A 10,014-nucleotide genomic window follows, 5' to 3' on the forward strand; every position below is an offset into this window, starting at 1 on the left:
GCGAGTTCGACACCCATGAGCACCACCGCCGACGCCCTGCACCTGAAGTCGCACGAGGCGCATGACGCGCACGATGACGCGGACCACAAGCCGGGCTTCTTCACCCGCTGGTTCATGTCGACCAACCACAAGGACATCGGCACGCTCTATTTGATCTTCGCGATCGTCGCGGGCGTCATCGGCGGCGGCATCTCGGGCATCATGCGCTGGGAGCTGATGGAGCCCGGCATCCAGGTATTGAACCGCGCCTGGCCGATCGGCGCCGGCACCGCGAACTTCGACGAATGGACCCACCACTGGAACGTGCTGATCACCGCGCACGGCCTGATCATGGTGTTCTTCATGGTCATGCCGGCCATGATCGGCGGCTTCGGCAACTGGTTCGTACCGCTGATGATCGGCGCGCCGGACATGGCGTTCCCGCGCATGAACAACATCAGCTTCTGGCTGCTCGTTCCCGCCTTCCTGCTGCTCCTCGGTTCGACCTTCGTCAGCGGCGGCACGGGGCTTGGCGCCGGCACCGGCTGGACCGTCTATGCGCCGCTATCCACCAGCGGATCGGCCGGGCCCGCGGTCGACATGGCGATCTTCTCGCTCCACCTTGCGGGCGCGAGCTCGATCCTCGGCGCGATCAATTTCATCACCACCATCTTCAACATGCGCGCGCCGGGGATGACCCTGCACAAAATGCCGCTGTTCGTGTGGTCGGTGCTGGTCACCGCCTTCCTGCTGCTGCTCGCGCTTCCGGTCCTCGCCGGCGCGATCACCATGCTGCTGACCGACCGCAATTTTGGCACGACCTTCTTCGACGCGTCGGGCGGCGGCAACGTCGTTCTCTACCAGCATCTGTTCTGGTTCTTCGGCCACCCCGAGGTCTACATCATGATCCTGCCGGGCTTCGGCATGGTCAGCCAGATCGTCGCGACCTTCAGCCGCAAGCCGGTGTTCGGCTACCTCGGCATGGCCTACGCGATGGTCGCCATCGGCGTGATCGGCTTCGTCGTCTGGGCGCACCACATGTTCACCACGGGCATGAGCGTCGACGAGAAGATGTACTTCACCGCCGCGACGATGATCATCGCGGTCCCCACCGGCGTGAAGATCTTCAGCTGGATCGCGACCATGTGGGGCGGGTCGATCAGCTTCGAAACGCCGATGCTGTGGGCGATCGGCTTCATCTTCCTGTTCACGGTCGGCGGCGTCACCGGCGTCGTGCTCGCGAACGGCGGCGTCGATAACTACATGCACGACACTTACTACGTCGTCGCGCACTTCCACTATGTGCTGAGCCTCGGCGCGGTCTTCGCGATCTTCGGCGGCTTCTATTACTGGTTCCCGAAGATGAGCGGTAAAATGTACAACGAGCTGCTCGGCAAGCTGCACTTCTTCATCATGTTCATCGGCGTGAACATGGTGTTCTTCCCGCAGCACTTCCTCGGGCTGGATGGCATGCCGCGTCGTATCCCCGACTACACGCCGGCCTTCGCTTATTGGAACAAGATCTCGACCATCGGCTACATGGTGACCATCGCCGGCGTCGCGATCTTCTTCGTCAATATCATCTGGTCGCTGGCGGCCGGAAAGAAGGCGCCGGACAATCCGTGGGGCGAGGGCGCGACGACGCTCGAGTGGACCCTGTCCAGCCCGCCGCCGTTCCACCAATATTCGACCCTGCCGCGGATCGACTAGTTGCGCGGGGGCGCTTGTTGCTTGGGAAAGGCCGCGGGAAACCGCGGCCTTTTCTTTAGCGCGGCTCTCGGGCCAGCCCGCGGACTTGGGTAGCTGCTCGACGGCTTTCCGACCACAAGCCTGAGTTGCCGCAATTGTCCGCCGTCAGAGAGCCCGCGCGGATGTAAGCGTCCCCCGAGGGAGCGCGATCGAGAAAGACGAGGTAATCCTTCCCGACCTGGAATGGGAAGCGACCAGTCGTGTTCTCGCTGAAAATATCGAATTGAGGAGGTAGCCGGCCTTTGAATTGGCTAGTCGGGCGCACGCGATAGTTCGCACCGGCGTATGGATCCAAACCGCTCGGAAGAGACCCGAACTGCAGCGGCTGCTTTAGGCGCGTCGGCCGCCACTTCATGTCGAGCCAAGTTTCACGCTGAACCTGAACCCGCGCGACATAGTCTGAACGATGAAACTCGCTTTGAACGGAGTAATCGGAAAGCAGGCAAACAGCCGAAGCACCCGAAGAGCTCAAAGCCGCGAGGAGACCGAATGCCGCCAAGCGCGTCATTTCACCCGCTCGGCCTTGATGATCTTGATCGGCGGCTCGAGCATCTGGCCCTTCATCACCCCTTCGCCCTTGGTTTCCGACACTGGCGAGGCGAAGATCTTCTTCACCACGTCCATGCCCTCGGTCACGTGGCCGAACACCGCGAAGCCGTTGGCGTCGCCGCCATAGCCACCCGCGTCGAAGCCCGGCGTATCACTCAAGAGGATGAAGAAGTCGGAGCGCGCGGTGCCGGGGCCGGCATTGGCCATCACGACCGATCCCGCGACATTCTTAAGGCCGGTCTGGCTGGTCGGCTCATGCGCGATCGGCGGGTACATCTTGCGCGAATCGCTGCGCACGCCGCCCTGGATCAGGCCACCGTCGCTGCCATCGGTCGTGGGCATGTGCATCGCGCGGTAAAAGGTCTCGCCATCAAAGCGGTGCGTGTCGACATAATGCAAGAAGTTCGCGGTCGTCACCGGCGCGTGGGTCTTGTCGAGGGCGATGACGATGCGGCCAAGGCTGGTGTCGATCGCGACCGGCACAAGCTCGGCCTGCGGCGCGGGACCATCCACCAGGGCGGCCGGGGCGGACTGAGCGAACGCTGGACAGGCGAGAGCCGCGAACAGCGCCACGATAAGGAATCGGTGCTTCATGTGGGGTCGCATAGCAAAGCCTTGATGAACACTGCCACACAGCCTTTTCTCATTCGGCCCAACCCCTTATAGCGCCGGCCATGCCCACCCTGGAGATGGCCCACCCAGCCGCGCTGCCGGCCGACTGGCGCGACATTTTCGCGCTCACCAAGCCGCGCGTCATGTACCTGGTGGTGTTCACCGGGCTTGCCGGGATGCTGGCCGCGCCCGCGATGCCGCCGCTCGCCCTCGCCTTCACCGCGATTCTGTGCATCGCGCTCGGCGCCGGAGCCTGCGGCGCGCTCAACCAATGGTATGAAGCCGACCTCGACGCGAAGATGCGCCGCACCGCCAAGCGACCGCTGCCGGCGGGCCGTATGGACCGCCAGTCGGCGCTTCACTTCGGCGTGGGCCTCAGCGTCTTTTCGGTGCTGCTGATGGGCCTCGCCACCAACTGGCTGGCGGCCGTGCTCCTCGCGGCGTCGATCATGTTCTACGTCTTCATCTACACGATGTGGCTGAAGCCGCGGACTGCGCAGAACATCGTCATTGGCGGCGCTGCCGGAGCGTTTCCACCGCTGATCGGCTGGGTCGCGGCGACGGGACATATTTCGGCCCTACCGCTCCTCCTGTTCGCGATAATCTTCCTGTGGACGCCGCCGCATTTCTGGGCGCTGTCGCTGTTCGTCCGGTCGGATTATGCAGCAGCCGGGATTCCGATGCTGCCGGTTGTCGCTGGCGTAACCAACACCCGCCGCCAAATCTTCCTCTACACCTGGCCGATGGGCGCGGCGGCGATTGTCCCCTGGCCGCTCGGGCTGACGGGGCCAATCTACGGCGCCAGCGCCGGGATCCTCAGCTTCGTGTTCCTCGTCCTCGCCGGCCGCGTTCTGACCAACAAGGCGACCGACCCGCAGCAGATGGACGCGGAAAAGCATTTGTTCGGCTTCTCGGTTTTCTACCTGTTTGCTTTGTTCACCGTCCTGGTCGCTGATCGCTTCCTGCCATGGTGAACCCCGACGACGAGATCATCCGCCAGCGGCAACGCGAGCGGGCGCGCATCATGGCGCTGTTGCTCGGCGCGTTCGTCATCCTGCTGTTCTTCATCACGATGGCGAAGACCGGGCTGAACTGGTGAGCAAGAACGGCCGCACGGCGTTGATCATGTTCGGGATCGTGGCCCTGATGATCGGGGTCGCCGCGGCTTCGCCCGTGCTCTATCGGACCTTCTGCTCGTTGACCGGTTTCGGCGGCACGCCGCTCCGCGCCGAGCGCGCGCCTGGCGCCGTGGCGGGGCAGGTCAATGTCCGCTTCGATGCAAACACGCACCCCGGCCTGCCGTGGAAGTTCGAGCCGGAACAGACCACGGTCGAGGTCAAGCCGGGCGCGCAGACGCAGATCTTCTACCGCGCCGAAAACCTCAGCAATCGCGACTGGACCGGGCAGGCAGCCTACAACGTAAGCCCTGACCAGGTCGGCAAATATTTCAAGAAAATCCAGTGCTTCTGCTTCACCGAGCAGACCTTGAAGGCGGGGCAGAAGGTCGACATGCCGGTACTGTTTTTCGTCGATCCGGCGATCAAGCAGGACCCCGACACCAAAGATATCGACGAGATCACCCTGAGCTATACATTTTACCCGGTGGAATCTGCCGCCCGGGGCCGCTAGAGCCGTCGCCAACAACGAGGGAAAGCATCACGAATGTCCGCCGCAAAGAACCATGATTATCACTTGGTCGACCCGGATCCGTGGCCGCTGATCGGCGCGCTTGCGGGCGGGACCCTGTTCAGCGGTGCAGTGATGTGGTTCCACGACAACCGCTTCGGCGTGCCTGTCATGCTTATCGGCTTCGTTGCCGTGATCATCACCATGTTCAACTGGTGGGGTAACACGATCAAGGAAGCTCACCGGGGCGACCACACGCCGGTCGTGCAGCTTCACCTGCGATACGGCATGATCATGTTCATCGCCTCGGAGGTGATGTTCTTCCTCGCCTGGTTCTGGGCCTTCTTCGACAGCTCATTGTTTCCATCCGCGGTCGACGCGGTCGGCGGCCACTGGCCGCCAAAGGGCATCGAGGTGCTGAACCCGTGGGGCTTCCCGCTGCTCAACACCCTGATCCTGCTCTGTTCGGGCACGACGGTCACCTGGGCGCACCATTCGCTAATCCACGGCGACCGCAAGGGGCTGAAGCTCGGGCTGCTGCTGACGATCCTGCTCGGCGTCACCTTCACCTGCGTCCAGGCGTGGGAATATGCACACGCGCCGTTCGCCTTCAAAGGCAACATCTACGGCGCGACCTTCTTCATGGCGACTGGCTTCCACGGCTTCCACGTGCTGGTCGGGACGATCTTCCTGATCGTATGCCTGGTCCGCGCCAACCGCGGCGACTTCACGCCCAAGCAGCATTTCGGGTTCGAAGCGGCCGCCTGGTACTGGCACTTCGTCGACGTCGTATGGCTGTTCCTGTTCACGTCGATCTACGTGTGGGGCGGCTGGGGCGCGCCGGTCCACGGCTGATCTCCGAATGACCGAGCCGTCGCCTGTCGCGTCGGCGCTCCGCGGAAACTGCCCGCGCTGCGACGGCCACGGCCTCTTCGTCGGCTGGGTCAGGTTCGCGCCAAAGTGCCGCGCGTGCGGGCTCGATTTCTCGACCTTCAATGTCGGCGACGGTCCCGCGGCTTTCCTGATCCTGGTCGTCGGCGCCATCGTGGTTGTCGGCGCGTTGGTGCTCGATGCTGCGGCCGAGCCGCCCTGGTGGGTGCACCTCATCTGGATTCCGGTCGCGGCGGCTCTGACCTTGGGCGGGCTGAGGCTGGCGAAGGCCTGGCTGCTCGCCCAAGAGTATAAGCATCGCGCGCGCGAAGGACGGATCGCCCAATGATACGTCGACTGCCCTTGATCCCGACGCTGATCGTGGCCGTTGCGGTTGCGATCATGATTGGGCTCGGCATCTGGCAGCTGCAGCGCGCCAGGTGGAAAGAGGGGCTGCTGACGCAATATGCCGAGGCCGAGAAGCTGCCGCCGATCGCCTTTCCAACCGGGCCGCTGCGCGACGACCAGCTGCCTCTGTTCCGCCATGCGACAGGCGTCTGTCTGCGCATTGCGGCGAAGCGCGCGATGGCCGGCGAAAACCGCGCTGGCGAGCCTGGTTATGTGCAGATTGTCGATTGTGTGACCGGCGCTGAAGGGCCGGGGATGAGCGTCGAGCTTGGCTGGTCGAAAAACCCCAATGCGAAATTCAACTGGCCCGGCGGGCCGGTCAGCGGGGTGATCGCACCCGACCGCCGCAACCGGATGCGGCTGGTGGCGGCGAGCGCCCCCGCGGGGCTTGAGCCGAGCGCCGAGCCATCGATCGCGAGCATCCCCAACAACCACCGCTCTTATGCGCTGCAGTGGTTCGCGTTCGCGGCGATCGCGCTCATCATTTATGGGCTCGCGCTGCGCAATAAGCTCAAGGACGCGAAGCCCGCGAAATGATGAAGCTTACTACTCTTGCCAGCGGCCTGCACGTGGTCAGCCGCGAGATGCCTGGCGTTGAGACGGCGGCGGTAGGGCTGTTCGCGGGCTGCGGGTCGCGCGACGAGCCGGCGCACTTGAACGGTCTCGCGCACATCTTCGAGCATATGGTGTTCAAGGGCGCGGGCAGCCGTTCGGCGCGCGAGCTCAACGAAGCGATCGAGGATGTCGGCGGGGAGCTAAACGCCTGCACCGAGCGCGACGGTACGTCCTACACGGCGGCGGTGTTGGCCGAGCATGTTCCGCTCGCGATCGAGCTGATTTCGGACCTGATCCTCCGCCCGCATTTCGACGCGAACGACCTCGCGCGCGAGAAGGAAGTCGTGCTGCAGGAGCTGGCCGAGGTCACGGACACGCCTTCGGACCTGATCTTCGACGAGCTGTGGGCTGCGTCTTTTGCCGACCAGCCGCTCGGCCGCTCGATCCTTGGCGATGAAACCAGCATTCGCCGCGTCACGGCCGCCGACCTGCACGACTGGCGCGACCGGCAATATCGGGCGAGCGACCTGATCGTTGCCGCTGCCGGCAAGCTTTCGCACGACCAACTGGTCGAGCTGGCGGAACGGCATTTCGGCGACCTGCCGCACGGTGCATCCGAGAAAGCGCCCGCGGCCCGCTTCACCGGCGGGGTGCGTGTAGGCCGCCTCAAGAGCGAGCAGGCGCAGATCACCTTCGGGTTCGAAGCGCCCGCCGATCGCGCGGATGATTATTTCGCGGCGCGGCTGTTTGCCGACATCCTCGGCGGGGGCGCTTCGTCGCGGCTGTTCCATGAAGTGCGCGAGGAGCGCGGTCTCGCCTACAGCATCAGCGCCAACGTTCACCCGTTCACGGACACCGGGCTGTTCTACATCCACGCGGCGACCTCACCGCGCGAAGCCGCGGCGGCGTCCCAGCTGATCGATGAAATCGTCCGCAACAGCATTGACAGCTTAACCGAGCGCGAGCTCGAGCGGGTGCGCCGACGTGCTGCCGCCGGCCTGCTGATGCACCTAGAAACGCCGTGGGGGCAGGCGAGCTATGCCGCGCGCCAACTCGCGGTCTACGGGCGGCTGGTCGAGCCGGCGGAAGTGGTCGAGCAGCTTGCCGCGGTCACGCTCGAAGAAGTGCGCGCTGTTGGCGACAAGATGATCTCCGGCGCGCGGGCGAGCGCGACGATCGGCGTTCCTGCCGTCCGCGCGGCATGAGCGATCTTTCGACGATCATTGCCGAGCCGTGGGCCGACTGGGGCCTGATCGACTGCGGGAACGGCCAGAAGCTGGAGCGCTACGGCAAGTATAAAGTCGTCCGCCCGGAACCGCAGGCGATGTGGGCGCCGGCCAGCGACGATTGGGACCCCGATGCGACATTCGTCCCCGGCTCCGACGAGGAGGGTGGCGGACGCTGGGTCCAGCATCGGCCTGTCCCGAAGACCTGGGACCTTGCGCGCGGCGACGTGCGCTTCCACGCCTCGCTGACCCCGTTCCGCCACTTGGGCTTTTTCCCCGACATGGCGCCGCAATGGGACTGGATGCGGGAGCGCTCGGCCGATGCCGACGTGCTCAACCTGTTCGGTTACACCGGCGTCGGGTCGCTGCTGCTGAGCGACGCCGGCGCTCGGCTCGTCCATGTCGACGCATCGAAGAAATCCGTCGATGGGGGAAAGGAGAATGCGCGCCTGTCCGAGATGGAAGACAATCCCATCCGCTGGATCGTCGACGACGCTTCCAAATTCACCGCGCGCGAAGTCCGGCGCGAGCGGCGCTACGACGGTATCCTGCTCGACCCGCCCAAATTCGGCCGCGGGCCGGAGGGCGAGGTATGGCGGCTCGAGGAGAATCTCGCGCCTTTGCTGGCCGATTGCCGCAAGCTGCTCGACGAAGACAGCCGCTTCCTGGTGCTGACGGTGTACGCGGTACGGATGTCCGCGTTGGCGATCGGGGAGCTGGTCAAGCAGACCTTCGCGGATCTCGGCGGAAGCGTAGAAATGGGCGAGATGGCGGTGCGCGAGGAAGAGCGCGGCCTTCTCCTGCCAACCGCGATCTTCGCCCGCTGGGCTAAGTCCTAGACGCCCGGATCGCGGCGCCGGCGACGAACGGCGCTCCGGCGGTCAGCAGCAAGGACACCGCGGCTTCGAGCAGCAGTGCATTGGCCGCGCCGAAGATCAGGAGCGGCACTGCCAGCGGCAGCAACAGCAATGCGGCGAGCGCCCCCGCCCGTGGGAGACCCGCCGTGACGGCCGCGATCGACACCGCCAGTGCGGCCAGCCCCGGCGTCCCAACCGCGAGCGCAATCTCGGTCGCGGCGAGCGACCGCCCATCCATCGCCAGCAGCGCCGATCCCGGAATCGCGGCAATCAGCAGCAAAGGCGCGAAGGTTAGCCAGTGCGCGAGGATCTTGGCCGCGGCGATGCTCTCGTCGGCGAGGCCGTGAAGCACGAGCTGGTCGAGCACGCCATCGGCGCGGTCAGGCTCCACGAGCCGCTCCACTGGAAGCAAAGCGGCGGTCAGGGTCGCGATCCACAACAGGCCAGGCCCGACGCGTGCGAGCAATTGCGCGTCCGGCCCGACCGCGAACGGCATCAGTGCGACGACCAGCAGGAAGAAGGCCAGCGGAATCCACCCTGCGCCGGTCAGGCTTCGGCGCACATCGCGCGCAATGAGCGCGCCGATCATTGGCCAAGTTCCAGCATTCGCCACTCGCCCGGCAATTGCTGGTGCGAGGCGACCAGCACCGCGCCGCCGGTCGCCCGGTGCTGGGCGATCAGGCGCGACAATTGCTCCGCGCCGTCCGCGTCGAGCGCATTCAGCGGCTCGTCGAGCAACCACAGCGGCTTCGCCGACGCTGCAACCCGAGCAAGCGTAGCGCGCTTGGCCTGGCCTGAGGACAGCAGCCGGACGGGCACATCGGCAAGCGGAGCCAGCCCGACCATGGCGAGCGCACCCTCGAGGTCGTGCGCGGCCCAGAACCCGAGCGCGCGCTTCAGCGGCAGCTCGCGGTCGAGCGCGAGATGGTCGTCGGCAAGGCTTGCGGGCGCGGACTCGACGATCCCACGGCTCGCCCGGAGCAGCGTGGCCGCAAGCCGGAGCAAGCTCGACTTGCCGGTCCCGTTAGGGCCCACGACATGCATCGCCTCGCCAGGCTCAACGGTGAAGCTCAGCCCTTCGAACAGCAGCCGCCCGCCGCGATGAAGCGTGACGTCGTCGAACCGCAGCAAGGGGCTCAAGCGACCTGGTCCTCGAGCGCGTGCATGTCCTCGTCGCTCAAGCCGAAATGGTGCCCGACCTCGTGGATCAGGATGTGAGCGACCAGCCGTTCGAGCGTGTCGGTGCCGCCCGCCCATTCGTCCAGGATCGGGCGGCGGAAGAGGCGGATGCGGTCGGGCAGCGTGCCCGACTGGCTGACGCTGCGCTCGGGCAAGGGCACGCCTTCATAGATGCCCGACAGGTCGAACGGATCCTCGATCCCCATCGCCTGGAGGGTCTCGTCGTCGGCGAAGTCTTCGACCAGCAGCACGACATCGCCGAGGCTCTCGGCGAACGGCTCGGGCAGGGCGCCAAGCGCGCCGCGGGCGATCTCCTCGATCTCCTCCGCCGATGGTGGGCTGTCGAACTGCCGCATGGCAGCCGCATAGGGGTTTGCGGCCTTGCGCGGCAAGGTTGCCCCTTT

The 10,014-nt window shown here is 65.4% G+C and carries 13 protein-coding genes; 9 read left to right on the forward strand and 4 right to left on the reverse strand.

Features of this window, described 5'->3' with window-relative positions; all coding sequences use genetic code 11:
• The first annotated feature begins 15 nt into the window (after positions 1-15).
• Positions 16-1,689, forward strand: a complete 1,674-nt coding sequence (gene ctaD / locus AC4K8G_RS09095) for a cytochrome c oxidase subunit I (protein WP_491733830.1) — start codon at positions 16-18, stop codon at positions 1,687-1,689.
• Between the two features lie 543 nt (positions 1,690-2,232).
• Here the strand turns inward: ctaD and AC4K8G_RS09100 are convergent.
• A complete protein-coding gene (locus tag AC4K8G_RS09100; RefSeq protein WP_491733831.1) occupies positions 2,233-2,871 on the reverse strand; it encodes a peptidylprolyl isomerase in 639 nt (212 codons plus the stop codon).
• 80 nt (positions 2,872-2,951) lie between these two features.
• Between AC4K8G_RS09100 and AC4K8G_RS09105 the strand changes: the two genes are divergently transcribed.
• From AC4K8G_RS09105 to AC4K8G_RS09140, 8 genes are read left to right on the forward strand one after another with little or no spacing between them, the layout of a single operon-like run.
• Positions 2,952-3,863 (forward strand): heme o synthase, encoded by a 912-nt coding sequence (locus AC4K8G_RS09105; protein ID WP_491733832.1) that lies wholly within the window; start codon positions 2,952-2,954, stop codon positions 3,861-3,863.
• Positions 3,857-3,988 carry a cytochrome c oxidase system small membrane protein gene (locus tag AC4K8G_RS09110; protein ID WP_491733833.1) on the forward strand — a complete coding sequence of 44 codons (132 nt, stop codon included), beginning with the start codon at positions 3,857-3,859 and terminating at the stop codon, positions 3,986-3,988. Before AC4K8G_RS09105 ends, AC4K8G_RS09110 begins: the two co-directional genes overlap by 7 nt.
• The gene (locus tag AC4K8G_RS09115) at positions 3,985-4,518 is read left to right on the forward strand and encodes a cytochrome c oxidase assembly protein (RefSeq protein ID WP_491733834.1); all 534 of its coding nucleotides are present in this window, start codon (positions 3,985-3,987) and stop codon (positions 4,516-4,518) included. Before AC4K8G_RS09110 ends, AC4K8G_RS09115 begins: the two co-directional genes overlap by 4 nt.
• A gap of 33 nt (positions 4,519-4,551) precedes the next feature.
• Positions 4,552-5,370, forward strand: a complete 819-nt coding sequence (locus AC4K8G_RS09120; RefSeq protein ID WP_491733835.1) for a cytochrome c oxidase subunit 3 — start codon at positions 4,552-4,554, stop codon at positions 5,368-5,370.
• A 7-nt stretch (positions 5,371-5,377) separates the two neighbouring features.
• The gene (locus AC4K8G_RS09125; protein WP_491733836.1) at positions 5,378-5,734 is read left to right on the forward strand and encodes a DUF983 domain-containing protein; all 357 of its coding nucleotides are present in this window, start codon (positions 5,378-5,380) and stop codon (positions 5,732-5,734) included.
• Positions 5,731-6,330 (forward strand): SURF1 family protein, encoded by a 600-nt coding sequence (locus tag AC4K8G_RS09130; RefSeq protein ID WP_491733837.1) that lies wholly within the window; start codon positions 5,731-5,733, stop codon positions 6,328-6,330. Before AC4K8G_RS09125 ends, AC4K8G_RS09130 begins: the two co-directional genes overlap by 4 nt.
• Complete coding sequence (locus AC4K8G_RS09135; RefSeq protein ID WP_491733838.1) at positions 6,327-7,553, forward strand: M16 family metallopeptidase; 1,227 nt, start codon at positions 6,327-6,329, stop codon at positions 7,551-7,553. Before AC4K8G_RS09130 ends, AC4K8G_RS09135 begins: the two co-directional genes overlap by 4 nt.
• Positions 7,550-8,413, forward strand: a complete 864-nt coding sequence (locus AC4K8G_RS09140; protein ID WP_491733839.1) for a class I SAM-dependent methyltransferase — start codon at positions 7,550-7,552, stop codon at positions 8,411-8,413. The genes AC4K8G_RS09135 and AC4K8G_RS09140 overlap by 4 nt, the downstream gene beginning before the upstream one ends.
• On the opposite strand, the gene AC4K8G_RS09145 is transcribed toward AC4K8G_RS09140, so the two are convergent.
• The 3 genes from AC4K8G_RS09145 to AC4K8G_RS09155 are packed head-to-tail and all read right to left on the reverse strand — an operon-like array spanning position 8,403 to position 9,966.
• A complete protein-coding gene (locus AC4K8G_RS09145; RefSeq protein ID WP_491733840.1) occupies positions 8,403-9,020 on the reverse strand; it encodes a heme exporter protein CcmB in 618 nt (205 codons plus the stop codon). The genes AC4K8G_RS09140 and AC4K8G_RS09145 overlap by 11 nt on opposite strands.
• Positions 9,017-9,571, reverse strand: coding sequence for a heme ABC exporter ATP-binding protein CcmA (gene ccmA, locus AC4K8G_RS09150; protein WP_491733841.1), 555 nt, complete (start codon positions 9,569-9,571; stop codon positions 9,017-9,019). Before ccmA ends, AC4K8G_RS09145 begins: the two co-directional genes overlap by 4 nt.
• The gene (locus AC4K8G_RS09155) at positions 9,568-9,966 is read right to left on the reverse strand and encodes a metallopeptidase family protein (RefSeq protein ID WP_491734444.1); all 399 of its coding nucleotides are present in this window, start codon (positions 9,964-9,966) and stop codon (positions 9,568-9,570) included. Before AC4K8G_RS09155 ends, ccmA begins: the two co-directional genes overlap by 4 nt.
• Positions 9,967-10,014 lie beyond the last annotated feature (48 nt).

The organism is Sphingomonas sp. SP3 (assembly GCF_058514305.1).

Coding starts and splice junctions, on each gene's coding strand:
- AC4K8G_RS09140 (WP_491733839.1), top strand. CDS start 7,550: ATGAGCGATCTTTCGACGATCATTGCCGAGCCGTGGGCCGACTGGGGC.
- AC4K8G_RS09125 (WP_491733836.1), top strand. CDS start 5,378: ATGACCGAGCCGTCGCCTGTCGCGTCGGCGCTCCGCGGAAACTGCCCG.
- AC4K8G_RS09135 (WP_491733838.1), top strand. CDS start 6,327: ATGATGAAGCTTACTACTCTTGCCAGCGGCCTGCACGTGGTCAGCCGC.
- AC4K8G_RS09110 (WP_491733833.1), top strand. CDS start 3,857: ATGGTGAACCCCGACGACGAGATCATCCGCCAGCGGCAACGCGAGCGG.
- AC4K8G_RS09145 (WP_491733840.1), bottom strand. CDS start 9,020: ATGATCGGCGCGCTCATTGCGCGCGATGTGCGCCGAAGCCTGACCGGC.
- AC4K8G_RS09155 (WP_491734444.1), bottom strand. CDS start 9,966: ATGCGGCAGTTCGACAGCCCACCATCGGCGGAGGAGATCGAGGAGATC.
- AC4K8G_RS09120 (WP_491733835.1), top strand. CDS start 4,552: ATGTCCGCCGCAAAGAACCATGATTATCACTTGGTCGACCCGGATCCG.
- AC4K8G_RS09105 (WP_491733832.1), top strand. CDS start 2,952: ATGCCCACCCTGGAGATGGCCCACCCAGCCGCGCTGCCGGCCGACTGG.
- AC4K8G_RS09130 (WP_491733837.1), top strand. CDS start 5,731: ATGATACGTCGACTGCCCTTGATCCCGACGCTGATCGTGGCCGTTGCG.
- AC4K8G_RS09100 (WP_491733831.1), bottom strand. CDS start 2,871: ATGAAGCACCGATTCCTTATCGTGGCGCTGTTCGCGGCTCTCGCCTGT.
- ctaD (WP_491733830.1), top strand. CDS start 16: ATGAGCACCACCGCCGACGCCCTGCACCTGAAGTCGCACGAGGCGCAT.